At 62.1% G+C, this 25315-nt stretch carries 25 protein-coding genes, 1 tRNA gene and 1 pseudogene; 19 read left to right on the top strand and 8 right to left on the bottom strand.

Annotation, left to right across the window (positions count from 1 at the left end; translation table 11 throughout):
- Positions 1 to 226: 226 nt before the first annotated feature.
- The 7 genes and pseudogenes from FQ746_RS07590 to FQ746_RS07560 all read right to left on the bottom strand — a co-directional run.
- Positions 227 to 667: pseudogene (locus tag FQ746_RS07590) on the bottom strand (diacylglycerol kinase); the annotation flags it as partial.
- Positions 668 to 715: 48 nt separating this feature from the next.
- Positions 716 to 1747 carry a glycosyltransferase family 4 protein gene (locus FQ746_RS07585; RefSeq protein WP_144108326.1) on the bottom strand — a complete coding sequence of 344 codons (1032 nt, stop codon included), beginning with the start codon at positions 1745 to 1747 and terminating at the stop codon, positions 716 to 718.
- A gap of 29 nt (positions 1748 to 1776) precedes the next feature.
- Positions 1777 to 2718, bottom strand: coding sequence for a UDP-2,3-diacylglucosamine diphosphatase (locus tag FQ746_RS07580; RefSeq protein ID WP_144108325.1), 942 nt, complete (start codon positions 2716 to 2718; stop codon positions 1777 to 1779).
- Between the two features lie 95 nt (positions 2719 to 2813).
- Entirely contained in the window at positions 2814 to 3275 is a 462-nt protein-coding gene (locus tag FQ746_RS07575) for an RDD family protein (RefSeq protein ID WP_260853939.1), read from the bottom strand.
- A gap of 141 nt (positions 3276 to 3416) precedes the next feature.
- Entirely contained in the window at positions 3417 to 4187 is a 771-nt protein-coding gene (locus FQ746_RS07570; protein WP_144108323.1) for a DUF3106 domain-containing protein, read from the bottom strand.
- Between the two features lie 16 nt (positions 4188 to 4203).
- On the bottom strand, positions 4204 to 4644 hold the full coding sequence (locus FQ746_RS07565; RefSeq protein WP_144108322.1) for a DUF3619 family protein: 441 nt from the start codon (positions 4642 to 4644) through the stop codon (positions 4204 to 4206).
- The gene (locus tag FQ746_RS07560; protein WP_073429561.1) at positions 4641 to 5204 is read right to left on the bottom strand and encodes an RNA polymerase sigma factor; all 564 of its coding nucleotides are present in this window, start codon (positions 5202 to 5204) and stop codon (positions 4641 to 4643) included. Before FQ746_RS07560 ends, FQ746_RS07565 begins: the two co-directional genes overlap by 4 nt.
- 351 nt (positions 5205 to 5555) lie before the next feature.
- Between FQ746_RS07560 and FQ746_RS07555 the strand changes: the two genes are divergently transcribed.
- From FQ746_RS07555 to FQ746_RS07530, 6 genes are all read left to right on the top strand, one after another.
- Positions 5556 to 7319 (top strand): acetolactate synthase 3 catalytic subunit, encoded by a 1764-nt coding sequence (locus FQ746_RS07555; RefSeq protein ID WP_144108321.1) that lies wholly within the window; start codon positions 5556 to 5558, stop codon positions 7317 to 7319.
- A 119-nt stretch (positions 7320 to 7438) separates the two neighbouring features.
- Positions 7439 to 7930 (top strand): acetolactate synthase small subunit, encoded by a 492-nt coding sequence (gene ilvN / locus FQ746_RS07550; protein WP_074301882.1) that lies wholly within the window; start codon positions 7439 to 7441, stop codon positions 7928 to 7930.
- A 117-nt stretch (positions 7931 to 8047) separates the two neighbouring features.
- A complete protein-coding gene (gene ilvC / locus FQ746_RS07545) occupies positions 8048 to 9064 on the top strand; it encodes a ketol-acid reductoisomerase (protein WP_035551801.1) in 1017 nt (338 codons plus the stop codon).
- Positions 9065 to 9193: 129 nt separating this feature from the next.
- Entirely contained in the window at positions 9194 to 9832 is a 639-nt protein-coding gene (locus tag FQ746_RS07540; protein ID WP_144108320.1) for a phosphatidylserine decarboxylase, read from the top strand.
- Positions 9833 to 9856: 24 nt separating this feature from the next.
- Positions 9857 to 10723: a CDP-diacylglycerol--serine O-phosphatidyltransferase gene (gene pssA, locus FQ746_RS07535; protein WP_144108319.1), complete on the top strand. Its 867-nt coding sequence runs from the start codon at positions 9857 to 9859 to the stop codon at positions 10721 to 10723.
- A 117-nt stretch (positions 10724 to 10840) separates the two neighbouring features.
- Positions 10841 to 12388 (top strand): 2-isopropylmalate synthase, encoded by a 1548-nt coding sequence (locus FQ746_RS07530; RefSeq protein ID WP_144108318.1) that lies wholly within the window; start codon positions 10841 to 10843, stop codon positions 12386 to 12388.
- Between the two features lie 55 nt (positions 12389 to 12443).
- On the opposite strand, the gene FQ746_RS07525 is transcribed toward FQ746_RS07530, so the two are convergent.
- Positions 12444 to 12986: a hypothetical protein gene (locus FQ746_RS07525; RefSeq protein ID WP_144108317.1), complete on the bottom strand. Its 543-nt coding sequence runs from the start codon at positions 12984 to 12986 to the stop codon at positions 12444 to 12446.
- A 165-nt stretch (positions 12987 to 13151) separates the two neighbouring features.
- Here FQ746_RS07525 and FQ746_RS07520 point away from each other — a divergent pair, with 165 nt between their 5' ends.
- The 13 genes from FQ746_RS07520 to nuoF all read left to right on the top strand — a co-directional run bounded on the left by FQ746_RS07520 (position 13152) and on the right by nuoF (position 25249).
- On the top strand, positions 13152 to 14471 hold the full coding sequence (locus tag FQ746_RS07520; RefSeq protein WP_144108316.1) for a branched-chain amino acid ABC transporter substrate-binding protein: 1320 nt from the start codon (positions 13152 to 13154) through the stop codon (positions 14469 to 14471).
- Positions 14472 to 14709: 238 nt separating this feature from the next.
- Positions 14710 to 14982, top strand: a complete 273-nt coding sequence (gene rpsO, locus FQ746_RS07515) for a 30S ribosomal protein S15 (protein WP_144108315.1) — start codon at positions 14710 to 14712, stop codon at positions 14980 to 14982.
- A 371-nt stretch (positions 14983 to 15353) separates the two neighbouring features.
- Positions 15354 to 17501 carry a polyribonucleotide nucleotidyltransferase gene (gene pnp, locus FQ746_RS07510; protein WP_186310670.1) on the top strand — a complete coding sequence of 716 codons (2148 nt, stop codon included), beginning with the start codon at positions 15354 to 15356 and terminating at the stop codon, positions 17499 to 17501.
- A 179-nt stretch (positions 17502 to 17680) separates the two neighbouring features.
- Positions 17681 to 18697 (top strand): NAD(P)H-quinone oxidoreductase, encoded by a 1017-nt coding sequence (locus tag FQ746_RS07505; protein ID WP_144108314.1) that lies wholly within the window; start codon positions 17681 to 17683, stop codon positions 18695 to 18697.
- A 200-nt stretch (positions 18698 to 18897) separates the two neighbouring features.
- On the top strand, positions 18898 to 19689 hold the full coding sequence (gene tpiA, locus FQ746_RS07500; RefSeq protein WP_144108313.1) for a triose-phosphate isomerase: 792 nt from the start codon (positions 18898 to 18900) through the stop codon (positions 19687 to 19689).
- Between the two features lie 82 nt (positions 19690 to 19771).
- A complete protein-coding gene (gene secG / locus FQ746_RS07495) occupies positions 19772 to 20149 on the top strand; it encodes a preprotein translocase subunit SecG (protein ID WP_144108312.1) in 378 nt (125 codons plus the stop codon).
- Between the two features lie 112 nt (positions 20150 to 20261).
- Positions 20262 to 20346, top strand: a tRNA-Leu gene (locus FQ746_RS07490).
- Positions 20347 to 20509: 163 nt separating this feature from the next.
- Positions 20510 to 20869 (top strand): NADH-quinone oxidoreductase subunit A, encoded by a 360-nt coding sequence (locus FQ746_RS07485; RefSeq protein WP_144108311.1) that lies wholly within the window; start codon positions 20510 to 20512, stop codon positions 20867 to 20869.
- Positions 20870 to 20932: 63 nt separating this feature from the next.
- Positions 20933 to 21412, top strand: coding sequence for a NuoB/complex I 20 kDa subunit family protein (locus FQ746_RS07480; RefSeq protein ID WP_006052903.1), 480 nt, complete (start codon positions 20933 to 20935; stop codon positions 21410 to 21412).
- A gap of 20 nt (positions 21413 to 21432) precedes the next feature.
- On the top strand, positions 21433 to 22035 hold the full coding sequence (locus FQ746_RS07475; protein WP_144108310.1) for an NADH-quinone oxidoreductase subunit C: 603 nt from the start codon (positions 21433 to 21435) through the stop codon (positions 22033 to 22035).
- Positions 22036 to 22044: 9 nt separating this feature from the next.
- Positions 22045 to 23298 carry an NADH-quinone oxidoreductase subunit D gene (locus FQ746_RS07470; protein ID WP_144108309.1) on the top strand — a complete coding sequence of 418 codons (1254 nt, stop codon included), beginning with the start codon at positions 22045 to 22047 and terminating at the stop codon, positions 23296 to 23298.
- 140 nt (positions 23299 to 23438) lie between these two features.
- A complete protein-coding gene (nuoE, locus tag FQ746_RS07465) occupies positions 23439 to 23924 on the top strand; it encodes an NADH-quinone oxidoreductase subunit NuoE (protein ID WP_144108308.1) in 486 nt (161 codons plus the stop codon).
- Entirely contained in the window at positions 23921 to 25249 is a 1329-nt protein-coding gene (gene nuoF / locus FQ746_RS07460; RefSeq protein ID WP_144108307.1) for an NADH-quinone oxidoreductase subunit NuoF, read from the top strand. The genes nuoE and nuoF overlap by 4 nt, the downstream gene beginning before the upstream one ends.
- Positions 25250 to 25315: the final 66 nt, after the last annotated feature.

The raw sequence follows: 25315 nt of genomic DNA, 5'->3' as shown, positions 1-25315 counted from the left end.
ACGCCGGGCTTGTCGCGCGGCAGCGTAGGCTGCCACATGATCCGCCCGGACGCGGTTGGTATAGTGAGCGCCCCTAAACCCGTCGCTGTCAGACGGACTCCCCCGAGAGGCAGAAAAACCCGAGACGGGCTCGGTATTTTCCCTAGAGACTGTCGGACGATTATAAACCGAGGCTTCTTACACCCAACAGGGGATCAGGGTTTTCATTACCGGCGTGTATTTGGCCTTACAGCCATGCTTTCACCCAGCCAGGCACGAGTGGGCCGACGATCAGAACCCACGTCATCAGACACATGCCGAGCGCCACCATCACGGCAGCGCTGCCCAGGTCCTTGGCGCGGCGCGACAGTTCGTGCCGTTCGAGCGAAATACGGTCGATGGCCGCCTCGACGCTCGAATTCAGCAACTCGACGATCAGCACCAGCAGCACCGAGCCGAGCAGCATCACCCGCGCGACCGGTTCGACCGGCACGACGATGCCGCACGGAATCAGCAGCGCGGCGAGCGTGAGTTCCTGACGGAACGCGCTCTCTTCGCGAATCGCGACGCGGAACCCGGCAAGCGAATTTTTCATCGCATGCCAGGCGCGCGTCAGACCGCGATTGCCTTTGTAAGGATTGACGGGCAGCGGCGCGAGCGGATCGTCGGGGCCGAGCGGTTCGTGGATGTCGCTGCTGGAACTGTCTCTTCGCATGGGTGGAACTGGCGCGTCGCCTCAGGCGGCCGCGCTTTCCTCGCTATACGATGCGCGCGGCAGCGGCTTCAGATGCGCCGCGAATTGCGCGGAGGCGGCGGCCCACGAAAAGCGTTCGGCCCACGCGCGCGCATGATCGCGATCGATTTTCAGCGCGTCGAGGCAGGCTTCACGCAGATCGTCGTTCATCGCGCCCGCACCGCCGTCGGCCAGCACGTCGATCGGACCGGTCACGGGATAGGCGGCGACCGGCGTGCCGCAGGCGAGCGCTTCGAGCAGGACGAGGCCGAACGTGTCGGTGCGGCTCGGGAACACGAACACGTCGGCGGCCGCGTACACCTTGGCCAGTTCAGTCTGCGTGAGCACGCCGAGATAATTCGCCTTCGGGTAACGCGATTTCAGTTCGGCGAGCGCCGGGCCTTCGCCCGCCACCCACTTCGAGCCGGGCAGATCGAGCTTGAGGAACGCCTCGACGTTCTTCTCGACGGCGACGCGGCCCACGTACAGGAAAATCGGCCGCGCGCTGTTGAGCACCTTCGAATCCATCGGGTGAAAAATGTCGAGATCGACGCCGCGCGTCCACAGCACGACGTTGGTGAACCCGAATTTCTCGAGATCGGTCTTGACCACCGGCGTGGGCGCCATCACCGCGAGCGAAGGCTTGTGGAACCAGTGCAAAAAACTGTAGGTGAGCGCGACCGGAAGGCCGAAGCGCGCCTGCACGTACTCCGGAAAACGCGTGTGATAGGCGGTGGTGAACGGCAGCTTGTGACGGATCGCGTAAGCGCGCGCCGCCATGCCGAGCGGCCCTTCGGTAGCGATATGCAAGGCGTCCGGCGCGAACGCGTCGATCCGTTCGCGCAGCTTGCGGCGAGGCAGCAGCGACAGGCGGATCTCCGGATAGGTCGGGCACGGAATGGTTTTGAATTCGAGCGGCGTCAGCAATTCGACACGATGGCCGAGCAGGCCCAGTTCGCGCGTGGTGTTTTTCAACGTGCGCACGACGCCGTTGACCTGCGGTTCCCATGCATCGGTGACGATCATGATCTTCATCGGTTTTGGCCCAATGGAAGTGGAGGGGACTACGCGGTCGCCCGGGCCTTCTGCACGTCCGTTTCCGGGGAGCGCATGACGGTCCAGTAGATCACCTTGAGTTCGCCTTCGTAGGTCTCGACGAGCGCCGAGAGGCTTTCGACCCAGTCGCCGTCGTTGCAATACAGCACGCCGTCGATGTCGCGGATTTCGGCCTTGTGGATGTGTCCGCACACCACGCCGTCGCAGCCGCGGCGGCGCGCTTCGTCGGTCATCACGCGTTCGAACGAGGAGATGAAATTCACCGCGTTCTTCACCTGGTGTTTCAGGTATTGCGACAGCGACCAGTACGGGAAACCGAGCCGGCTACGGATCCGGTTGAACCAGCGGTTCAGCACCAGGATCATCGTGTAGAGCGTGTCGCCGAGGTAGGCGAGCCATCTGGCGTGCTGGATCACGCCGTCGAACAGGTCGCCGTGCACGATCCACAGACGCTTGCCCGCGAGGGTGGTGTGAAACGCTTCGCCGCGCACGTGGATGTCGCCGAAGGCGAGATCGCAGAACTGCCGTGCAGCTTCGTCGTGATTGCCCGGCACGTAGACCACCTGCGTGCCTTTGCGGGCTTTGCGGAGGATTTTTTGCACGACGTCGTTGTGCGCCTGCGGCCAGTACCAGCCTTTCTTCAACTGCCAGCCGTCGATGATGTCGCCGACGAGGTACAGGTAGTCCGATTCGTTATGCCGCAGAAAATCGAGCAGATACGGCGCCTGGCAGCCGCTCGAACCAAGATGGATGTCGGAGAGCCAGATGGTGCGGTAGCGATGCGGCTCGGTTTGCCCGTCGTCGGGCTGGCCGGTCGACGCAGCCACGGGCAACGGCGCCGCGGGTAGCGTCAACGCGTGAGCGGGGTTGGGTTCCGGACGGAACGCGACGGGGTCGACGCTCGGGCCGGTCTGGCGGAACAGGGAAGTCGCGGACGTTATCGGGTCCATGGCTCACGCGTCGAGTTGCGGTGCCCCTATTGCGCCAGTTGCGCGTGACTGTGCCATGACAGTCACGAGAAGTTCTTATTACGCGGGGTGCGAACTCAGTGCGCGAGATGGATTACGCGAGTGCCGGCGAGGCGGTCGTGCAGAAAGCGGCGTTGCGGATCGAGGCGGCCGGTGGCGGCCCACAGCACGAACCAGACGGCGGCGATTGCCAGCGTCTGCGGCAGCTTGAGGCCGAGTAGTGGGTGCAGTGCGAGCGGCGGCAGGAACCATAGCCACGCCAGCACGTAGCGCAGAATCGCGCGGCCGGTGGTGAGCGGCGCGCCGTTCGCGGCGACGACACGCAGGCGCCAGGTTTTCATCGGCAGGGTCTGGCCACCGTGGGTCCAGAACCAGACGAAATACGCGCCGACCACGAGGCCGATCCAGGCCGCCAGCAGGTCGCGATGCGTGAGCCCGTTGCGCTGCTGCGTCAGCGTGCTGAACAGATAACCGGCGATGAACACCACGCCGAACAGGATCAGCGCTTCGTAGAGTAGGGCCGCGAGACGTCGGCGCACGGTCGGCGTGGAGTCAGGGGACGACGCGTCAGGGGACGACCCGTCAGGGGACGACCCGTCATGGGGCGCGGTGGACGATGACTCCGCGGCGAGCGGTCGGGTTCTGGACACGTGGGCGCGGGTCGACCGGATAGATGCGGCTCAGGAGCCGTTGAAGATAGACGGCGCTTCGGCGGGCGACACCGGAATCGGCGTGGCGGGCACGAAGCTGCCGGCGGGGGGGATGGCCGGCGGCGCCGGCGTGACCGGCGGACTCGGCAATGCAGCCGCCGCCGCGCTCGCGGCGGCCGTCGCGCTGGCGCCATGTTCGCGCGCGTTCACTAGGCGGTCGATTCCCTTGATCTCAGCACGGCCAGACGGCGGCGCGCTCACCACGCTCGGCCGGCGTTTGCGCTCGCTGGCGGCAAGCCGCTGCTTCTGCTCTTCAGGCAATTGCTGGTAGGTCTTCCACGCGTTCTGACGGGTCTCGCGCGGCAATTCTTTCGACACCTGGTAGTTTTCGCGTGCCACACGCCGTTGATCGGGCGTCATGCGCGCCCACTCCGTCATGCGGTCATGCAGGCGCTTTTGCGCGTCCGGCGTGAGCTTCGGATACCGCGACGCGATCTTCATCCACTTGCGCTTGCGCTCTTCGCTGAACGAATCCCACTGACGCTCGAACGGTGCGAGCGCGAGATGATCGGCTGCGGACAGACGCGCCCAGGCGAGCGGACTGTTGCTGCCAGGCAGGCTGGGCAGCTCGACAGAAAGATTGGGGGCGGGCGATCTGGCCGTGAAGTTACCGCCGCTGCCGGTCGCCGGCGCGGCGACGGTCGGCGAACCCGGATAGAAGCGCGGATAAGTCGCGGCAAACGACACGAGCGCCGCGATTGCACATCCGAAAACAACGGCCAGGCCGCGCTTGTAACTCACCCGAGAAATCTCCCGCTCAATGGGCGCGTGAAAGGTACGCGTTGAAACCGTGGTCGAGATAGGCATTGAGCGGCAGGTCGTCGCTTAGCATGGCGGCATCGATATCGGCCAGTTCGGCCGTGCGCTGCTGGTCTTCCCAGTACGCGATGCCGATCAGGCTCACCACCAGCGCGGCGAGCGGCCACGCCAGCGCGAAGCGGCGCAGCGGCGAACGGCGGCGCGCCGGGTGGTCGGGTTGCGGCAATCCACCGGGCATAGCAGAGCCGGCAGCAGCACCGGCGAACGCGGGCACGAAAGCCGGTGCGCTCGCCGTTTCGGGCTTCTTGCGGGCCAGCGCGGCGCGGCGCGCGGCCGCGAGTCGATCGACCGCGGCGGGGGCAATCGTGGCGGTCGATTCGTCGAGCGCGCGCCGGATCTGACGGGCGAACTCGAGTTCTTTAGTTTCCAGGGAGCTCATAGCGTGATTCCTTTGGCCTTGAGCGCTTGCGCCAGCGTGTGCGTGGCTCGCGAGCAGTGCGTCTTCACACTGCCTTCGGAGCAGCCCATGGCGGCGGCAGTCTCGGCGACATCCATATCTTCCCAGTAACGCATGAGAAACGCCTCCCGTTGACGTGCAGGTAACTTTTGGATCTCGTCGTCGATCGACTGCAACACCTGTTCGCGTTCGAGTTTTTGTTCGTTGCTCTCGGCGCCGGCCGAGCCCTGCTGGGCTTCGAAGGTTTCGAGCGGGTCGAATTCGTCGTCGTCGGCGTTACCGAGCGAGGAGAACAGGCTGACCCAGGTATTGCGTACTTTCGCACGACGGAAATAGTCGTGCATCGCATTCTGGAGAATACGCTGAAACAGTAGCGGAAGTTCGGCGGCAGGACGGTCGCCGTATTTTTCGGCGAGCTTGATCATCGCGTCCTGCACGATATCGAGCGACGCGTCGTCGTCCCGCACGGCGTAGACCGTCTGCTTGAATGCGCGCCTTTCGACGCCCGCCAGAAAGTCGGCGAGTTCCTTGTCTGATGCCATCCGTTTGGGGGTCGGCGCAGCGAGCGTGCGCGTAATCGGTCGAAAAATGTCGTAAAGCCCGCGGATGCTAACAAACTTTTGCGTCGCCTGGGCGAAACGGGCCGTACCTTGCATCCGCCTGACATGTTTCGGTCAACAAAGTCTTTCGCTTGCAGCTTGCCCGGGCAATTTTTGCTTGACCGCGTGGCGGTCTGCAGATATCTTCGCTGGTTCGCAACATAAGTGACCTGTCTCTTTTGAGGTTGGCCCAAGAAGCCACCCTGTCAACTGGACGCGCCGCTTGAACCCGAGCCACAAGCCCGGCAGAGAGCACCCGATCAATTTTTTGCCGAAAATTCGAAAGGTGAAACAATGAATATGCCCAGCGCGGAATTCTCCACGTCGGATACGACTCCTCATCCCGAAGCTGACTCTATCGGCGCCACCGTGCTCATGAAGGCACTGGCCGACGAAGACGTCGAGTTCGTTTGGGGCTATCCCGGCGGCTCGGTACTCTACATCTACGACGAGTTGTACAAGCAGGACAAGTTCCAGCACGTTCTCGTGCGCCACGAACAGGCCGCCGTCCATGCCGCCGACGCGTATGCGCGTTCCACCGGCAAAGTCGGCGTGTGCCTCGTGACCTCCGGTCCCGGCGTCACCAATGCGGTGACGGGCATCGCGACCGCCTACATGGATTCGATTCCGCTCGTCGTGATCAGCGGCCAGGTGCCGACTGCCGCGATCGGCCAGGATGCGTTCCAGGAGTGCGATACGGTCGGCATCACGCGTCCCTGCGTGAAGCACAACTTCCTCGTGAAGGACGTGCGCGACCTCGCCGCCACCGTCAAGAAAGCGTTTTATATCGCCCGTACCGGTCGTCCCGGCCCGGTGCTGATCGACATTCCGAAAGACGTGTCGAAGACGCCGTGCCAGTACGAACCGCTCAAATCGGTGTCGCTGCGCTCGTACAACCCGGTGACCAAAGGCCACTCCGGCCAGATTCGCAAGGCCGTAGCCCTGCTGCTGTCGGCGAAGCGTCCGTATATCTACACCGGCGGCGGCATCATTCTCGCCGACGCTTCGCGCGAGTTGAACCAGTTCGCCGACCTGCTCGGCTATCCCATCACCAATACGCTGATGGGTCTGGGCGGCTACCGCGCGAGCGACAGGAAATTCCTCGGCATGCTCGGCATGCACGGCACGTACGAAGCCAACATGGCCATGCAGCACTGCGACGTGCTGATCGCCATCGGTGCGCGTTTCGACGACCGCGTGATCGGCGACCCGGCGCACTTCGCGTCGGTGCCGCGCAAGATCATCCATATCGACATCGATCCTTCGTCCATTTCCAAGCGCGTGAAGGTCGACATTCCGATCGTCGGCGACGTGAAGGAAGTGCTGAAGGAACTGATCGAGCAGTTGCAAACGGCCGAGCATGGTCCGGACACCGCGGCGCTGGCCGACTGGTGGAAGGACATCGAAGCCTGGCGCGCGAAAGACTGCCTCAAGTTCGACCGCAAGAGCGACATCATCAAGCCGCAGTACGTGGTGGAAAAGGCGTGGGAACTCACCGACGGTAATGCCTTCGTCTGTTCGGACGTCGGCCAGCATCAGATGTGGGCGGCGCAGTTCTATCGCTTCAACAAGCCGCGCCGCTGGATCAATTCCGGCGGCCTCGGCACCATGGGCTTCGGTCTGCCGGCGGCGATGGGCGTGAAGATGGCGCATCCCGACGACGACGTGCTCTGCATCACGGGCGAAGGCTCGATCCAGATGTGTATTCAGGAGCTCTCGACCTGCAAGCAGTACGAGACGCCCATCAAGATCATCTCGCTGAACAACCGCTATCTGGGCATGGTGCGCCAGTGGCAGCAGATCGAATACAGCAAGCGCTATTCGCATTCGTACATGGATGCGCTGCCCGACTTCGTGAAGCTCGCCGAAGCGTACGGCCACGTCGGCATGCGTATCGAACGCACCGCCGACGTCGAACCGGCGCTGAAGGAAGCGCTGCGTCTGAAAGACCGCACGGTGTTTCTCGACTTCCAGACCGATCCGACCGAAAACGTCTGGCCGATGGTTCAGGCCGGCAAGGGCATCACCGAGATGCTCATGGGTTCGGAAGATCTATAACGGGCGTTTTTGCCGCCGGCTTCGTCACGCGCGCCTTCACGAAGGGCGCTTGCAAACTCAGTGACGAAGCGGCGCGAACGGCTCGCGGATATCGACAAAACATCTGGAAGAAGCGAAACATGAGACACATCATTTCAGTCCTGCTGGAAAACGAACCCGGCGCGTTATCGCGCGTCGTGGGGCTCTTCTCGGCACGCGGCTACAACATCGAAACCTTGACGGTGGCGCCGACCGAAGACCATTCGCTGTCGCGCATGACCATCGTCTCCATTGGCTCGGACGACGTGATCGAACAGATCACGAAGCATCTGAACCGCCTGATCGAGGTGGTGAAAGTGGTCGACCTTACCGAGGGCGCCCATATCGAGCGAGAGCTGATGCTGATCAAGGTGAGGGCGGTCGGCAAGGAGCGTGAGGAAATGAAGCGGATGTCGGATATTTTCCGCGGCCGCATTATCGACGTCACCGAAAAGACCTACACGATCGAACTGACGGGCGCGAGCGACAAGCTCGATGCCTTCATCGAAGGGCTCGACGCCACCGCGATTCTCGAAACCGTCCGCACGGGCAGCTCGGGGATCGGACGCGGCGAGCGCATTCTGAAGGTGTGACGCCAGGATCATCCCGTCCGGTCGAGGCCGGCCCGACCCGCACGAAACCGGCCACGCAGTACCCCATTTGCAGTATCCGAATTTCACCGAATCATCGAATTTAGCTAAGGAACCGACATGAAAGTTTTCTACGACAAGGACGCCGACCTCTCCCTCATCAAGGGCAAGCAAGTCACCATCATCGGCTATGGCTCGCAAGGCCATGCTCACGCGCTGAACCTGAAGGAAAGCGGCGTGAACATCACGGTCGGTCTGCGTAAGGGCGGCGCATCGTGGAGCAAGGCCGAGAACGCCGGCCTGCAAGTGAAGGAAGTGGCTGAGGCCGTCAAGGGCGCGGACGTCGTCATGATGCTGCTGCCGGACGAGCAGATCGCCGAAGTCTATGCGAAGGAAGTGCACGGCAACGCCAAGCAAGGCGCCGCGCTCGCGTTCGCACACGGCTTCAACGTGCACTACGGTCAGGTCATTCCGCGTGCCGATCTCGACGTGATCATGATCGCGCCGAAGGCGCCGGGCCACACGGTGCGCGGCACCTACTCGCAAGGCGGCGGCGTGCCCCACCTGATCGCAGTTGCACAGGACAAGTCGGGCGCAGCGCGTGACATCGCCCTGTCGTACGCGGCAGCGAACGGCGGCGGCCGCGCCGGCATCATCGAAACGAACTTCCGCGAAGAAACGGAAACCGACCTGTTCGGCGAACAGGCCGTGCTGTGCGGCGGTACGGTCGACCTGATCAAGGCCGGTTTCGAAACGCTGGTGGAAGCCGGCTATGCGCCGGAAATGGCGTATTTCGAATGCCTACACGAACTGAAGCTGATCGTCGACCTGATCTACGAAGGCGGCATCGCGAACATGAACTACTCGATCTCGAACAACGCCGAGTACGGCGAGTACGTGACGGGTCCGCGCATCGTGACGGCTGAAACGAAGAAGGCGATGAAGGCCGTGCTGACCGACATTCAGACGGGCGAGTACGCGAAGAGCTTCATCATCGAAAACAAGGCGGGCGCACCGACGCTGCAATCGCGTCGCCGTCTGACGGCCGAGCATCAGATCGAAACGGTCGGTGCAAAGCTGCGTTCGATGATGCCGTGGATCGCAGCGAACAAGCTGGTCGACCAGTCGAAGAACTAAGCGGGTCATCGCTTTGGTCCGGCGCGGCGCAGGGTCGCACGAGCCGGACCTGTCGAAAAGCCGCCCAAGGGTGCTGAACCCTGGGCGGCTTTTGCTATCCTACGGTTTTACAAAATACAGAACCCATCCATGAATTATCCTCATCCGATCATCGCGCGAGAAGGCTGGCCGTTCATCGCCATCGCGGCCGTCGTTGCCTTACTGGTGCATGCCTTCGCGGGATTCGGCTTTGCATGGCTGTTCTGGCTCATTCTTATCTTCGTGGTGCAGTTCTTCCGCGACCCTGCGCGTCCTATCCCGACACAGGCCAACGCGGTGCTGTGCCCCGCCGACGGCCGCATCGTCGCCGTCGAAACCGCACACGACCCGTATGCCAACCGTGAAGCGCTGAAGATCAGCGTGTTCATGAACGTGTTCAACGTGCACTCGCAACGCTCGCCGGTCGACGGCGCCATTTCCAAGGTCGAATATTTCCCGGGCGCATACCTGAACGCCGCCGTGGACAAGGCCTCGACCGAAAACGAACGCAATGCCGTGGTGATCGAGATGGCCGGCGGCCAGACTGTCACATCGGTGCAGATTGCCGGGTTGATCGCGCGGCGCATTCTTTGCTACGTACGGGCAGGTGAGCCGCTCAGCCGTGGCCAGCGCTATGGATTCATCCGCTTCGGCTCGCGCGTCGACGTGTATCTGCCGGTGGGCAGCCGTCCGCGTGTGTCGATTGGCGAGAAGGTGTCCGCGTCGTCCACGATCCTCGCTGAACTGTAAAGCGGCACCAAGGAGATTTCCCGAATGGCCGCATTCAAGCCGCGTCGCCCCCGTAATAGCGGACCGCTTCCGCGTCCGTTCCGCCGCAACAAGCCGATGGTGAGCGAGTCCGCGGTGGATAGCCGGCGCGCCCAGCGTCAGCAGTTTCTGAGAAAGCGCGGCATTTATCTGCTGCCGAATGCCTTCACCACCGCGGCGTTGTTCTGCGGCTTCTTCGCCGTGGTGCAGGCCATGAACGTGCGCTTCGAGATCGCGGCTATCGCGATTTTCGTGGCCATGGTGCTCGACGGCATGGACGGCCGCGTCGCTCGCATGACGCATACGCAGAGCGCGTTCGGCGAGCAGTTCGACAGTCTGTCGGACATGGTGTCGTTCGGCGTCGCGCCGGCGCTCGTCATGTACGAGTGGATTCTGAAAGACCTCGGACGCTGGGGTTGGCTCGCGGCCTTCGTGTACTGTTCGGGCGCGGCTTTGCGGCTCGCGCGCTTCAATACGAACATCGGCGTGGTCGACAAGCGCTTCTTCCAGGGTATGCCGAGCCCGGCGGCGGCGGCGCTGATTGCCGGCTTCGTGTGGCTCGCGACCGACAACCGCGTGCCGCTCAAGCTGGTGTGGCTGCCGTGGGTCGCATTCGTGCTGACCATCTATGCGGGCGTGACGATGGTGTCGAACGCGCCGTTCTATAGCGGCAAGGCGCTCGACGTGCGGCATCGCGTGCCGTTCGGCGTGATTCTGCTGGTGGTCGTGGCATTCGTGCTGGTGTCGTCCGATCCGCCGCTGATGCTGTTCGGCCTGTTCGTGCTGTACGGTCTGTCGGGCTATGTGTTCTGGGGATACCAGGCACTGCGCGGCAGGGCGAATCCGGCCCGTTCGGTCGTTCGCGACCGCTAGTTTTTTTCGCGCTCGACTGGGCGCAGTTTGAACGGCTGAACCGCTTAACGCCGCCTGCGGGCGGCGCAACTATTCCAATATCCGATCCCCATCGAACGACTCCTCAGGAGACACGACATGTCCGACAAGCTCATCATATTCGACACTACCTTGCGCGACGGCGAGCAATCGCCCGGCGCATCGATGACGAAAGAAGAGAAAATCCGCATCGCCAAGCAGCTCGAGCGGATGAAAGTCGACGTGATCGAGGCCGGTTTCGCGGCCAGTTCGAATGGCGACTTCGACGCGATCCAGACCATCGCCGGCATGATCAAGGACAGCACCATCTGCTCGCTGGCCCGCGCGAACGACAAGGATATTCAACGTGCCGCCGACGCGCTGAAGCCGGCCGATCATTTCCGTATCCACACATTCATCGCGACGTCGCCGTTGCATATGGAAAAGAAGCTGCGCATGACGGCGGACCAGGTGTTCGAGCAGGCGCGCCTCGCGGTGCGCTTTGCCCGCAAATTCACCGACGACGTCGAGTTCTCGCCGGAAGACGGCAGCCGCTCCGACATGGACTTCCTGTGCCGCGTGCTGGAAGCGGTGATTGCGGAAGGCGCGACGACCATCAACATCGCGGACACGGTCGGCTACGGCGTGCCGGAGTTGTACGGCCAACTCGTGAAGACACTGCGCGAGCGTATTCCGAACTCGCACAAGGCGGTGTTCTCCGTGCATTGCCATAACGACCTGGGCATGGCGGTGGCCAACTCGCTCGCCGGCGTGCAGATAGGCGGCGCGCGGCAGGTCGAGTGCACGATCAACGGTCTGGGCGAGCGGGCGGGGAATACGTCGCTCGAAGAAATCGTGATGGCGGTGAAGACGCGCAAAGACTACTTCGGCCTCGACATCGGACTCGACACCACGCAGATCGTGCCGGCTTCGAAACTCGTGTCGCAGATCACCGGCTTCGTCGTGCAGCCGAACAAGGCGGTGGTCGGCGCGAATGCGTTCGCACACGCGTCCGGCATTCACCAGGACGGCGTGCTCAAAGCGCGCGACACCTACGAGATCATGCGGGCCGAAGACGTGGGCTGGAGCGCGAACAAGATCGTGCTCGGCAAGCTGTCGGGGCGTAACGCATTCAAGCAGCGTCTGCAGGAACTGGGCGTCGCGCTCGAAAGTGAAGGCGAACTGAACGCGGCATTCGCGCGCTTCAAGGAACTGGCCGATCGCAAGTCGGAAATCTTCGACGAGGACATCATCTCGATCGTCAGCGAAGAATCCGCCGAGGCGCAGCAGAAGGAGCACTACCAGTTCCTGTCGCTGTCACAGCGTTCCGAAACCGGCGAGCAGCCGCAAGCGAAGATCGTGTTCTCGGTGGAAGGGCGCGAGGTCACCGGCGAAGCGCGCGGCAACGGTCCGGTGGACGCCACGCTCAATGCGATCGAAACGGAAGTGGGCAGCGGCTCGGAACTGCTGCTCTACTCGGTGAACGCGATTACCACCGGCACGCAGGCGCAGGGCGAAGTGACCGTGCGGTTGTCGAAGAGCGGGCGCATCGTCAACGGCGTGGGCACCGATCCGGATATCGTCGCCGCTTCCGCGAAGGCCTATATCTCGGCGCTCAACAAGCTGCATTCGAACGTGAGCAAATTGAATCCGCAGCGTTCGGAGTAAGGTTTTTCCAGATGAAGGCTGGCGGCCTGGAGCCGCCGCCAGCTGACTTTAAACTTCAGAACATCCCGCGCCGCTCGGGATCATGCAGCGGATCCGGCGTTTTCTGCGTGAGCCGCACGATGCCCTGGTCGTCGAAGTAAAAGCTGTACATCATGTACCAGACGTCGCTTTCCATATAACGGTAGGTCCAGACTTCGCGCTTCATCAGCGGATAGTAGGCGGTCTCGACTGGCCGGCCAAAATTCACCAGCACGTCGCTCTTCGTCCATTTGCCGATTTCGGCCCGATAGAACTCGTTCGCCTGAAGCACCTGACGTACGCCGACGATCTTGCCCGCCGAGTCGATGTCGGCGGCCGTGGTGAATTCGCCCATCGGCTGGGTGGGCCACATCAGGCGCTTGCCGCCGTTGGGCAGGTCGTAGGCTTCGCGTGGCGGTCCTAGACGCGCGACGATGGTCGATTCGTCCGCGCCCTGGGTGTATTGCTGCCACGGCTGCACACAGCCGGCGAGGGTGACGGCAGCCAGTGCGCCCAGACAGGCAAGCGTCGCGCGGCGCAGGCGCCCGGCGGCCGTCGTAGCGTGATGGCGGTTGAACATACATTCCTCCGATGGCATTGGAATAGCGGTTGTTATCATCGAGACGCGTATTCTGACACGCGCTGCCGACAAAAAGCTCGGCATTGTGGCACCGCGCCCAGCTTGCTTATTCCGTCCTGAACGACCTATGATCCGCGCTTCGACGAATCGAGTGGGGCAGGCACGATGGTGAGGTGGCGAGGTAGAACGCGCGTGGCGCGCGCAGCAGCCGTAGCGGCAGCGGTGGTGCTGGCTGCGTGGTCGATGACGTCGGCGCATGCAGCGAGCAACGCAGCGGGCAACGCCGCCAGCGCCACGGGCGCACCCATTCAACTGGCGCTGATCGAAGGTATGTCCGGTCCGTTTGCCAATGCCGGCGCGGCGGTCGAGCGCAACCTGCGCTTCGGCGTCGAACAGGTGAATGCGCAAGGCGGCGTCAAGCTCGCCGACGGCGCGCATCCGCTCGAACTGGTCGTGCTCGACAGCAAGGGCAGCACCGAAGCGGCGCTCACGCAGTTGCGCGCGGCCACCGACCGTCACATCGGCTATGTCATGCAAGGCAACAGCTCGGCGGTCGCGGCGGCGCTGATCGGCGCGATCGACAAGCAGAACAGCCGTGAGCCCGGCAATCGCGTGCTGTTCCTCAACTATTCCGCCGACGACCCCGCACTGACCAATGCCGCCTGCAGTTTCTGGCATTTCCGTTTCGACGCGCATGCCGGCATGCGCATGGATGCACTGGCCGATGTGATCGAGCGCGACCGGTCGGTGAAGAAGGTTTATCTGCTGAATCAGGACTACAGCTTCGGTCACGACGTCAGCAGTCTCGCGCGGTCGGCGCTCGCGGCCAAACGGCCGGACATCACGGTGGTCGGCGACGAATTTCATCCGATTGGCCGCGTGAAGGATTTCGCGCCGTATATCGCCAAGATTCGCACGAGCGGCGCCGATGCGGTGATCACCGGCAACTGGGGCAACGATCTCACGCTGCTGGTGAAGGCGGCGCGCGAGCAGGGGCTGGACACGAAGTTCTACACGTTCTATGGCAACAGTCTCGGCGCGCCGGCTGCCTTGGGCGACGCCGGCGTGGGGCACGTGATCGCGGTGGCGGAGTGGCATCCGAACGCGGGCGGCGCGGCCTCCGACGCCTGGTATGGCGCGTTTCGCGCGCGCTTTCCCGCTGCGCAGGACGATTACCCGGTGCTGCGCATGCCGCTGATGATCGAAACCCTCGCCGCCGCCATGACGCGCGCCGGCAGCGCCGATCCCACGGCGGTCGCGCACGCGCTCGAAGGCATCCGGTTTGACAACGGTTTTCATGGATCGTCGATGCGCGCCGACGACCATCAGCTGATCCAGCCGCTCTACGTCATGGAGATGGCTAAAGTCGGCACGCCCGGCGTCAAGTTCGACAACGAAGGCTCGGGTTATGGATTCCGCACGGTGGTGGCGTTGCCGGCCGCGCGCACGGTTCTGCCGACGACTTGCCGGATGGTGCGGCCCTGAAGCGCCGCTGCGCCGCTGCGCCGCCGGACCGCCGAATGGCTCCATCGCCCCGGTACAGCAGGGTTCGCGGGCCGGTTGCGCTGTGCTACAATACGCGTCCCGTTGTCAGGCGGGCTGGTTCAGGCGCTGCTTGTAGAAGAAGTTGCAGCAGGTAGCCATCTGGACAGCACGCTAAACGGGTAACCCACGGCACGGCCTTTCTTCCGTGACCGCCTGTCTAGTTCTCAAGGAAATCGACATGTCCGCAGTTGAAACAAGCAAGAAGTCCGAGGTCGTTGCGCAATATGCACGCGCAGCCAACGACACCGGCTCCCCCGAAGTTCAGGTCGCGCTGCTCACGACCCGCATCAACGAACTGACCGTTCACTTCAAAGCCCACACCAAAGACCACCACAGCCGCCGCGGTCTGCTGCGCATGGTGAGCCGCCGTCGCAAGCTGCTCGACTACCTGAAGGGTAAGGACGCGGATCGTTACCGCGCACTGATCGAAAAGCTGGGTCTGCGTAAGTAATCGGCCAGTCGTTCAGCAAGATGCCTGTGTCAGTTTCGCTGATACAGGCATTTTGTTTTTGCACGGTGTGCTTCATGTGACGCACATCGTCCGGGTTCCGCGGCAGTGTGTCGGTTCGTGCGGCGGGAATCGGAAAAAGCGCAGGAAAGCAGTAGGAAAAGCGCAGGAAAAGTGCAGTAGAACAGGCAGCAAAGCAGAGAAACACGGCCGGGCTTCAGGGCGGAGCCTTGTGTCATTCCAGCGGTTCGCGCGCGTACTTCACGTAGAGCGTGGTTCTCTGGAATGGCATAACACGACTCTTCCCATGCGGCGCCGGTCCTGGCGTTGCCGCGCCGCTTCTGGTCCGCGCGGCATTACGAAGAGGAAAAGCAATGACTATGTTCAATAAGATCGTCAAAGAATTCAAATGGGGCCAACATAACGTTCGCCTCGAAACGGGCGAAATCGCCCGTCAGGCAAGCGGTGCGGTGATCGTCGACGTCGAAGACACCGTCATTCTGGCGACCGTGGTCGGCGCCAAGACCGCCAAGCCGGGTCAGGACTTCTTCCCGCTGACCGTCGATTACCTCGAAAAAACCTACGCCGCCGGCAAGATTCCGGGCGGCTTCTTCCGCCGTGAAGGCCGTCCGTCGGAAGGCGAAACGCTGATTTCGCGCCTGATCGACCGTCCGCTGCGCCCGCTGTTCCCGGAAGGCTTCTACAACGAAGTCCAGGTCGTGATCCACGTCCTGTCGCTGAACCCCGAAATTCCCGCCGACATTCCCGCGCTGATCGGCGCGTCGGCAGCGCTGGCCGTGTCCGGTCTGCCGTTCAACGGCCCGGTCGGCGCAGCCCGCGTCGCCTACATCAACAACGAATTCGTGTTGAACCCGACGCGTCCGCAAATGAAGGAATCGGCGCTCGACCTGATCGTCGCCGGTACGGAGCGCGCGGTGCTGATGGTGGAATCGGAAGCGCAGCAACTGACCGAAGAAGTGATGCTCGGCGCCGTGGTGTTCGGCCATGAGCAGATGCAGATCGCGATCGACGCAATCCACGAACTGGTTCGCGAAGGCGGCAAGCCGGAATGGGACTGGAAGCCGGCCGCGAAGAACGAACCGCTGATCGCACGCGTGGCGGAACTGGCGCAAGCCGACCTGCTCGCCGCTTATCAGATTCGCGACAAGCAGGCTCGCTCGACCAAGCTGAAGGAAGTCTACGCAGCGACGTCGGCGAAGCTGGAAGAAGACGCGGCAGCCAGCGGCTCGGTGGCGGCCGACAAGGCAACCGTCGGCAATGTGCTGTTCGACATCGAAGCGAAAATCGTCCGTACCCAGATTCTGGACGGCGAACCGCGTATCGACGGCCGCGACACGCGCACCGTCCGCCCGATCGAAATCCGTACCGGCGTGCTGCCGCGTACGCACGGTTCGGCGCTGTTCACGCGCGGCGAAACGCAGGCACTCGTGGTGGCCACGCTCGGCACCAAGGGCGACGAGCAGAACATCGACGCGCTCGAAGGCGAGTACCGCGAACGCTTCATGCTTCACTACAACATGCCGCCGTTCGCGACCGGCGAAACGGGTCGCGTCGGTTCGCCGAAGCGCCGTGAAATCGGTCACGGCCGTCTGGCCAAGCGCGCATTGGCGGCTTGCCTCCCGGGCGCCGACGAATTCGGCTACTCGATTCGCGTCGTGTCGGAAATCACGGAATCGAACGGTTCTTCGTCGATGGCTTCGGTGTGCGGCGGCTGCCTCGCGCTGATGGACGCTGGCGTGCCGATGAAGGCGCACGTCGCCGGCATCGCCATGGGTCTGATTCTGGAAGGCAACAAGTTTGCCGTGCTGACCGACATCCTCGGCGACGAAGATCACCTCGGCGACATGGACTTCAAGGTGGCAGGTACGGAACAAGGCGTGACCGCGCTGCAGATGGACATCAAGATCCAGGGCATCACCAAGGAAATCATGCAGGTCGCGCTCGCGCAAGCGAAGGAAGGCCGTCTGCATATCCTCGGCAAGATGAGCTCGGCGGTGTCGGGTGCGAACACGGTGCTGTCGGACTACGCGCCGCGCATGATCACCATCAAGATCAATCCGGAAAAGATCCGCGACGTGATCGGCAAGGGCGGTTCGGTGATCCGCGCGCTGACCGAAGAAACCGGCACGACGATCGATATTTCGGACGACGGCGTGGTGACCATCGCGAGCACGAGCAGCGAAGGCATGGCCGAAGCGAAGAAGCGCATCGAGAACATCACGCTGGAAGTCGAAGTGGGCCAGGTCTACGAAGGCACCGTGCTCAAGCTGCTCGATTTCGGCGCGATCGTGAACATCCTGCCGGGCAAGGACGGTCTACTGCATATCTCCGAAATCGCCAACGAGCGTATCAAGGACATCAACGACTACCTGAAGGACGGCCAGCAAGTGAAGGTCAAGGTCATCCAGACGGACGAAAAGGGCCGCGTGCGTTTGTCGGCCAAGGCGTTGTTGAACGACGCCGGCAACGGCGCGCCGCAAGGCGAACCGACGCCGCAGTAATGCGGTAGCAGGGCGACGGCCGGCAGCGCGAATGCGCGCCGGCCGTTTTTTCATGAAGTGCAGGGTGGATTGCATTGCGAACGGCCGGGGCAGAAGCGGTTACTCTGTCCGGCGGGATGCCCGCGTTGGCTTGGCGGTTCGAGCCGTTTCAATGCAATCCAATCTTGGAGTGAACACAGATGAAAGCGATCGAAATCACCGAATTCGGTGCGCCCGAGGTGTTGAAGCTGGCCGAGCGCCCGACGCCGCAGCCGCAAGCGGGCGAGGTGCTGATCAAGGTGGCCGCCGCCGGTATCAACCGTCCCGATGTGTTTCAGCGCAAGGGCGCGTATGCGCCGCCGCCGGGCGCGTCGGATCTGCCGGGGCTGGAAGTGGCGGGCGAGATCGTCGGCGGGACGATCGACGAAAAGCACAATCCGTTCGGTCTGAAAATTGGCGATCGTGTGTGTGCGCTGCTCGCCGGCGGTGGTTACGCGGAGTACGCGAGCGCGCCGCTTTTGCAGTGCCTGCCCGTGCCGGCCGGTTTGACGAATGTCGAGGCGGCGTCGCTGCCCGAGACGTTCTTCACGGTCTGGAGCAATGTGTTCGACCGCGCGCAGTTGGGTCACGGTGAGGGCGCTCCGAACGAAACGCTGCTCGTGCAGGGCGGCTCCAGCGGAATCGGCGTGACGGCGATCCAGATTGCGCACGCAATGGGATATCGGGTGTTCGCGACGGCGGGCTCGGAGGAGAAGTGCCGCGCATGCGAAGCGCTCGGCGCCGAACGCGCCATCAACTACAACACCGAAGATTTCGTCGAGGTGGTGAAGTCGCTCACGAACGATCGAGGCGTCGACGTGATTCTCGACATGGTCGCGGGCAGCTATGTCTCGCGCGAGCTGACGGCGCTGGCCGATGGCGGACGCGTCGTCGTGATCGCTTTGCTGGGCGGTGCGAAAGCGGAGCTCAACCTGAGCGAAGTGCTGCGGCGCCGGCTGACCTTGACGGGCTCGACGCTGCGTCCGCGGCCGGTCGAATTCAAGGCGAAGATCGCCGCGCAGCTCAAGGAGCGCGTGTGGCCGCTGATCGAAGAGGGACGTATCAAGCCCGTGGTGCATCGCGTGTTCGACGCGGCGCAGGCGGCCGAGGCGCATGCGTTGATGGAAAGCAGCACACACGTCGGCAAAATTGTTTTGAGCTGGGAGCCGGTGGCTTGACGTGGTCGGCGTGACCCGGTCAGCGTGACCCGGTCAGCGTGACCCGGTCGCCTTGACAACGCGTGTTTGACCCGATCCACCCCACGAAGTAAAATTGCGCGTTTTGCGCCTGCCGCATGAATCCGAAAGGCGGACTGTAAGCGTTTGGAAGGCTCATCGCAAGCGCATGCCCAGTTCGCCCGCCAAGACTAGACAAGACGATGCCGACACAAAGCGCCAATGCGCGAGCCAAGCTGGTGGTGGGTAACTGGAAGATGCACGGGCGTCTCGCCGAAAACGCCGCGCTGTTGCAAGCCGTGGCGCAAGGCGTGGGCGAATTGAATGCCGATGTGCGCGTCGGTGTTTGCGTACCGAGCCCTTATCTCGCACAGACTCAATCGTTGCTTGAAGGCGGCCCGGTTGCATGGGGCGCCCAAGACGTGTCGGCGTTCTCGCACGGAGCTTATACCGGCGAAGTCGCTGCAGGTATGGTGGCGGAGTTCGGCGCCACTCTGGTTATCGTCGGACATTCGGAGCGTCGCGCTTATCACCGCGAAAGCGCCGAACTGGTCGGCATCAAGACTCAGCGCGTGCTGGAAGCGGGTTTGACGCCTATCGTCTGCGTCGGCGAAACGCTCGAAGAACGCGAGGCGGGTTTGACCGAGCAGGTCGTAGCCGATCAGCTGGATGAAGTGCTGGTCAAGTTGTCGGTCGAGGACGCGGCGCGCATCGTCGTCGCTTACGAGCCTGTGTGGGCAATTGGCACCGGCAAGAGCGCGAGTTCGGATCAGGCGCAGGCGGTTCACGCGTTTTTGCGTTCGCGTCTGGCGGCCAAAGGTGCGGCCGTTGCTAGCGTGCCGTTGTTGTACGGCGGCAGTGTGAAGCCGGACAACGCGGAAGAGTTGTTCAGTCAATCGGATATCGACGGCGGCCTGATCGGCGGCGCGTCGTTGAAAGCCCAGGATTTCCTGGCGATCTGCAAAGCGGCAGCGGCGACTGGCGTCGCCGGCTAAGCAGAACGCCGCGTCGAGGATGACCCAATCCCGTGCAGCACGTTACGTGTGGTGCGGTTAATAAAAGACTCAGGTGAGTGCAATGCTGTATTTGAAAACTTTGATTATCGTCGTTCAGTTGTTGTCGGCGCTGGGGGTCATCGGCCTCGTTCTGCTGCAACACGGCAAAGGCGCCGATATGGGTGCCGCTTTTGGTAGCGGCGCGTCGGGTAGCCTGTTCGGCGCAACCGGTTCTGCGAACTTTTTGTCGCGTACCACGGCAGTCCTCGCTGCTGTGTTTTTTGTAACGACTTTGGCACTGACCTACCTCGGCTCGTATCGCACGAAACCGTCGGCGGGCTTGCTGGGTACGGCGGTGACTGCACCGGTGGCCGCGTCGGCATCGACCGCTCCGGCGGCGGGTTCGGCTGCATTGCCGGCCTCGGCTGCGTCGAGCTCGAACACCGATGTACCGAAATAATTTTGGTTCGAACGCATTTTGTGCGTTGAACAAACTGTTTAAACCAGTTACAATTCAAAGCTTGAAGCGATTCGCGGGTTTTACACAGTAGATGTCCCGGATTGCAGTTAGTGCCGACGTGGTGAAATTGGTAGACACGCTATCTTGAGGGGGTAGTGGCGAAAGCTGTGCGAGTTCGAGTCTCGCCGTCGGCACCAAATGTTATCTAAATGCCAGCCGCTTGCTTCGCTTCGGCTGGCATTTTTGCTTCTGGCGCCCAGTGCTTGTGTTCGGTTTTCGGCATGTGCGTTTCGGAAGTGATTTCGCGTCAGGAGTGCTATGCTCCTGTCGGCACTCAGAACCAACCAATTGAGGATAGTCTTGAACCTCGCAGCCTATTTCCCCGTCTTGTTGTTCCTCATCGTAGGCACCGGTTTAGGCGTAGCGCTGGTCAGCATCGGCAAGATCCTCGGTCCCAATAAGCCAGACACCGAGAAGAACGCACCGTACGAGTGCGGCTTCGAAGCGTTCGAAGATGCGCGCATGAAGTTCGACGTGCGCTACTACCTGGTTGCCATTCTTTTCATCATTTTCGATCTTGAAACTGCGTTCCTGTTTCCGTGGGGCGTGGCTCTGCGCGACATCGGCTGGCCCGGTTTCATGGCGATGATGATTTTCCTGCTCGAATTCCTGCTGGGCTTCGCCTACATCTGGAGAAAGGGCGGCCTCGACTGGGAATGATGGATCAATCGCCGGTTTGCGTGGGTGGCCAAGGCTTGCCGCCCCGTCTGGAGTGGAAAGCAAATGAGTATTGAAGGGGTCTTGAAGGAAGGGTTTGTCACCACGACGGCAGACAAACTGATCAACTGGACGCGCACCGGTTCCTTGTGGCCGATGACGTTCGGTCTCGCGTGTTGCGCAGTCGAGATGATGCATGCGGGCGCTGCCCGTTATGACCTCGACCGATTCGGTGTGGTGTTCCGTCCGAGTCCGCGTCAGTCGGACGTGATGATTGTCGCCGGCACGCTGTGCAACAAAATGGCGCCGGCTCTGCGCAAGGTCTATGACCAGATGGCCGAGCCGCGCTGGGTGATCTCGATGGGGTCGTGCGCAAACGGCGGTGGCTACTACCACTATTCGTATTCCGTCGTGCGTGGTTGCGATCGCATCGTACCGGTCGACGTTTACGTGCCCGGTTGTCCGCCGACCGCGGAAGCGCTGGTGTACGGCGTGATCCAGCTACAGGCCAAGATCCGACGCACCAACACAATCGCCCGTCAATAAGGCCAACGCCACCCCACAATATGGCAAGCAAACTCGAGACACTGAAAGCGAACCTCGAGGCGGCCTTCGGCGGCCTCCTGTTGAACCTCTCCGAAGCAATCGGCGAGTTGACCATCGTCGTTAAAGCCAGCGACTACCTGAGCGTGGCAACGCGCTTGCGCGACGATCGCTCGCTCGGCTTCGAACAGTGTGTGGACCTGTGCGGCGTCGATTATCAGACTTATGCGGACGGCGCCTATGACGGTCCGCGTTTCGCCGCCGTCCTGCATCTGCTGTCCATTCAGAATAACTGGCGCGTTCGGTTGCGGGTGTTTGCTCCGGACGACGAAGTGCCTATCATCCCCTCGGTCGTCGAAATCTGGAATTCGGTCAACTGGTACGAGCGCGAAGCATTCGACCTGTTCGGCATCGTCTTCGAAGGCCACCCCGACCTGCGCCGCATCCTGACCGATTACGGTTTCATCGGTCACCCGTTCCGTAAAGATTTCCCTGTTTCCGGTTATGTCGAAATGCGTTACGACCCGGAAGAGAAGCGCGTCGTCTATCAGCCTGTGACGATCGAGCCTCGGGAAATTACGCCGCGCGTGATCCGCGAGGATCGCTATGGCGGTCTGAAACACTAAGAGAACGCCATGGCAGAGATCAAGAACTACACGCTCAACTTCGGCCCTCAGCATCCGGCCGCGCACGGTGTGCTGCGCCTCGTGCTCGAACTCGACGGCGAAGTGATCCAGCGCGCCGACCCGCATATCGGTCTGCTGCATCGCGCGACCGAAAAGCTTGCGGAAACCAAAACGTTCATCCAGTCCGTCCCGTACATGGACCGTCTCGACTACGTGTCGATGATGGTGAACGAGCACGGCTACGTGATGGCCATCGAAAAGCTGCTCGGTATCGAAGTGCCGCTGCGGGCTCAATACATCCGCGTGCTGTTCGACGAAGTGACGCGCGTGCTGAACCACCTGATGTGGATCGGCGCCCACGCGCTGGACGTCGGCGCGATGGCAGTGTTTCTGTACGCGTTCCGCGAACGCGAAGATCTGATGGACGTGTACGAAGCGGTGTCCGGCGCCCGCATGCATGCGGCGTACTACCGTCCGGGTGGCGTGTATCGCGACCTGCCCGACGCGATGCCGCAGTACAAGGCCTCGAAAATTCGCAATGCGAAGGCTCTGTCGAAGATGAACGAGAACCGTCAAGGTTCGCTGCTCGACTTCATCGACGACTTCTTCACGCGTTTCCCGCACTGTGTCGACGAATACGAGACGCTGCTCACCGACAACCGTATCTGGAAGCAGCGTCTGGTCGGTATCGGTGTGGTCAGTCCCGAGCGCGCGTTGCAACTCGGTATGACCGGCGCGATGTTACGCGGCTCCGGTATTGAGTGGGACCTGCGCAAGAAGCAGCCGTACGAAGTCTACGACAAGATGGATTTCGACATTCCGGTCGGTGTGAACGGCGACTGTTACGACCGTTATCTGGTCCGCGTCGAAGAAATGCGTCAATCCACGCGGATCGTGAAACAGTGCATTGAGTGGCTGCGTAAGAATCCCGGCCCCGTGATGATCGATAATCACAAGGTTGCGCCGCCGTCGCGTGTCGGCATGAAATCGAACATGGAAGAGCTGATTCACCACTTCAAGCTCTTCACCGAAGGCATGCACGTTCCGGAAGGCGAAGCGTACGCCGCAGTCGAACACCCGAAGGGCGAGTTCGGCATCTATCTGATCTCCGACGGCGCCAACAAGCCGTATCGTCTCAAGATCCGCGCACCGGGCTATGCCCATCTGTCCACGCTCGACGAAATGGCGCGCGGGCACATGATCGCCGACGCAGTGACGATCATCGGCACGCAGGACATCGTGTTCGGCGAAGTGGATCGCTAGAACGTAATCATCGGCGCGAGCTTCCGCCTGGCATCAAGGTGTCACGAAGCGCGCGTCGAGCAAGGAACGCCGGGTCTGTCGCAGTACCACGTGAGCGACGGGTTTTCGTTCGGTAGGAATTGAAAGAGTCGTGTCTGAAAATGATCTCAGCTGAAGGCCTGAAAGAAATCGATCGCGCGATCGCCAAGTATCCCGCCGATCAGAAACAGTCCGCCGTAATGTCGGCGCTGGCCACTGCTCAGGAAGAGCATGGCTGGCTGTCGCCCGAACTCATGCAGTTCGTCGCGGACTACCTCGGCATGCCGGCTGTCGCCGTGCAGGAGGTCGCGACCTTCTACACGATGTACGAGACCTCGCCGGTCGGCAAATACAAGATCACGCTCTGCACCAACCTGCCGTGCCAGCTCGGCCCGGACGGCGGCGCGGAGGGCGCGGCTGAATATCTGAAGCAGAAGCTCGGCATCGACTTCGGCGAAACCACGCCCGACGGCAAATTCACTCTGAAAGAAGGCGAGTGCATGGGCTCGTGCGGCGACGCGCCGGTGATGCTGGTGAACAACCATCGCATGTGCAGCTTCATGAGTCGCGCGAAGATCGACCAGCTGCTCGAGGAGCTCGCGAAATGACGTCCCTACACGATCGTCACATCAAACCCCTGATTCTCGCCGGACTGAACGGCGACAACTGGCATATCGAAGACTACGTGGCGCGCGGCGGTTACGCCCAGCTGCGCCGCATTCTCGAAGAAAAGATCGCACCCGAGCAGGTGATCGCCGACGTCAAGGCGTCGGGACTGCGCGGCCGTGGCGGCGCCGGTTTTCCGACGGGCCTGAAGTGGAGCTTCATGCCGCGTCAGTTCCCGGGGCAAAAGTATCTGGTGTGCAATTCGGACGAAGGCGAACCGGGCACATTCAAAGACCGCGACATCCTGCGCTTCAATCCGCATGCGTTGATCGAAGGCATGATCATCGGCGCGTACGCGATGGGCATCACCGTCGGCTACAACTATATTCACGGCGAAATCTGGGAAGTCTATAAGCGCTTCGAAGCCGCACTGGAAGAAGCGCGTCGCGCGGGCTTCCTCGGCGCGAACATCATGGGCTCGGGTTTTTCGTTCGAACTGCACGCGCATCACGGTTACGGCGCCTATATCTGCGGCGAAGAAACCGCGCTGCTCGAATCGCTCGAAGGCAAGAAAGGCCAGCCGCGCTTCAAGCCGCCGTTCCCGGCGAGCTTCGGCGTGTACGGCAAGCCGACCACGATCAACAATACGGAAACCTTCGCGGCCGTTCCTTTCCTGCTCGCAGTCGGTCCGCAGAATTATCTGGAACTCGGCAAGCCAAACAACGGCGGCACGAAAATCTTCTCGGTGTCGGGCGACGTCGAACGTCCGGGCAACTACGAAATTCCGCTCGGCACGCCGTTCTCCACGTTGATGGAACTCGCGGGCGGCATGCGCGGCGGCAAGAAAATCAAGGCTGTCATTCCTGGTGGTTCGTCGGCGCCGGTCATTCCGGGCGAGATGATGATGAACACCGACATGGACTACGACTCCATCGCCAAGGCGGGGTCGATGCTCGGCTCCGGCGCGGTCATCGTGATGGACGAAACGCGTTGCATGGTGCGCTCGCTGTTGCGCCTGTCGTACTTCTATTACGAAGAGTCCTGCGGTCAATGTACGCCGTGCCGTGAAGGCACGGGCTGGCTGTATCGCGTCGTGCATCGTATCGAACACGGGCTCGGTCGTCCGGAAGATCTGGACCTACTGAATTCGGTGGCCGAGAACATCATGGGCCGCACGATTTGCGCGCTCGGCGATGCAGCGGCCATGCCGGTGCGCGGCATGCTCAAGCACTACTGGAACGAGTTCGAGTACCACGTCGCTCACAAGCACTGCCTCACCGACGGACACGCCCACGCGGCGGCGGCCTCGGAAACAGTGGCGGCCTGAATTCGCCAGACAGCGCATCAGAACACGTCATCCGCACGATGCCTCGCCTGAAACGGGCGACGAGCA

The sequence above is a fragment of the Paraburkholderia sp. BCC1886 genome (genome assembly GCF_900996245.1).
In the GTDB taxonomy this organism is placed as follows: Bacteria; Pseudomonadota; Gammaproteobacteria; order Burkholderiales; family Burkholderiaceae; genus Paraburkholderia.
The sequence above is the reverse complement of the archived record's forward strand: the minus strand, read 5'-3'. Positions and strand labels throughout refer to the sequence as shown.

Bases quoted from the DNA above. Each gene is read 5' to 3' on its own strand.
- FQ746_RS07585 (WP_144108326.1), bottom strand. From the start codon at position 1,747: ATGAAGATCATGATCGTCACCGATGCATGGGAACCGCAGGTCAACGGC.
- FQ746_RS07580 (WP_144108325.1), bottom strand. From the start codon at position 2,718: ATGGACCCGATAACGTCCGCGACTTCCCTGTTCCGCCAGACCGGCCCG.
- FQ746_RS07565 (WP_144108322.1), bottom strand. From the start codon at position 4,644: ATGAGCTCCCTGGAAACTAAAGAACTCGAGTTCGCCCGTCAGATCCGG.
- FQ746_RS07560 (WP_073429561.1), bottom strand. From the start codon at position 5,204: ATGGCATCAGACAAGGAACTCGCCGACTTTCTGGCGGGCGTCGAAAGG.
- FQ746_RS07555 (WP_144108321.1), top strand. From the start codon at position 5,556: ATGAATATGCCCAGCGCGGAATTCTCCACGTCGGATACGACTCCTCAT.
- ilvN (WP_074301882.1), top strand. From the start codon at position 7,439: ATGAGACACATCATTTCAGTCCTGCTGGAAAACGAACCCGGCGCGTTA.
- ilvC (WP_035551801.1), top strand. From the start codon at position 8,048: ATGAAAGTTTTCTACGACAAGGACGCCGACCTCTCCCTCATCAAGGGC.
- FQ746_RS07540 (WP_144108320.1), top strand. From the start codon at position 9,194: ATGAATTATCCTCATCCGATCATCGCGCGAGAAGGCTGGCCGTTCATC.
- pssA (WP_144108319.1), top strand. From the start codon at position 9,857: ATGGCCGCATTCAAGCCGCGTCGCCCCCGTAATAGCGGACCGCTTCCG.
- FQ746_RS07530 (WP_144108318.1), top strand. From the start codon at position 10,841: ATGTCCGACAAGCTCATCATATTCGACACTACCTTGCGCGACGGCGAG.
- FQ746_RS07525 (WP_144108317.1), bottom strand. From the start codon at position 12,986: ATGTTCAACCGCCATCACGCTACGACGGCCGCCGGGCGCCTGCGCCGC.
- FQ746_RS07520 (WP_144108316.1), top strand. From the start codon at position 13,152: ATGGTGAGGTGGCGAGGTAGAACGCGCGTGGCGCGCGCAGCAGCCGTA.
- rpsO (WP_144108315.1), top strand. From the start codon at position 14,710: ATGTCCGCAGTTGAAACAAGCAAGAAGTCCGAGGTCGTTGCGCAATAT.
- pnp (WP_186310670.1), top strand. From the start codon at position 15,354: ATGACTATGTTCAATAAGATCGTCAAAGAATTCAAATGGGGCCAACAT.
- FQ746_RS07505 (WP_144108314.1), top strand. From the start codon at position 17,681: ATGAAAGCGATCGAAATCACCGAATTCGGTGCGCCCGAGGTGTTGAAG.
- tpiA (WP_144108313.1), top strand. From the start codon at position 18,898: ATGCCGACACAAAGCGCCAATGCGCGAGCCAAGCTGGTGGTGGGTAAC.
- secG (WP_144108312.1), top strand. From the start codon at position 19,772: ATGCTGTATTTGAAAACTTTGATTATCGTCGTTCAGTTGTTGTCGGCG.
- FQ746_RS07480 (WP_006052903.1), top strand. From the start codon at position 20,933: ATGAGTATTGAAGGGGTCTTGAAGGAAGGGTTTGTCACCACGACGGCA.
- FQ746_RS07475 (WP_144108310.1), top strand. From the start codon at position 21,433: ATGGCAAGCAAACTCGAGACACTGAAAGCGAACCTCGAGGCGGCCTTC.
- FQ746_RS07470 (WP_144108309.1), top strand. From the start codon at position 22,045: ATGGCAGAGATCAAGAACTACACGCTCAACTTCGGCCCTCAGCATCCG.
- nuoE (WP_144108308.1), top strand. From the start codon at position 23,439: ATGATCTCAGCTGAAGGCCTGAAAGAAATCGATCGCGCGATCGCCAAG.
- nuoF (WP_144108307.1), top strand. From the start codon at position 23,921: ATGACGTCCCTACACGATCGTCACATCAAACCCCTGATTCTCGCCGGA.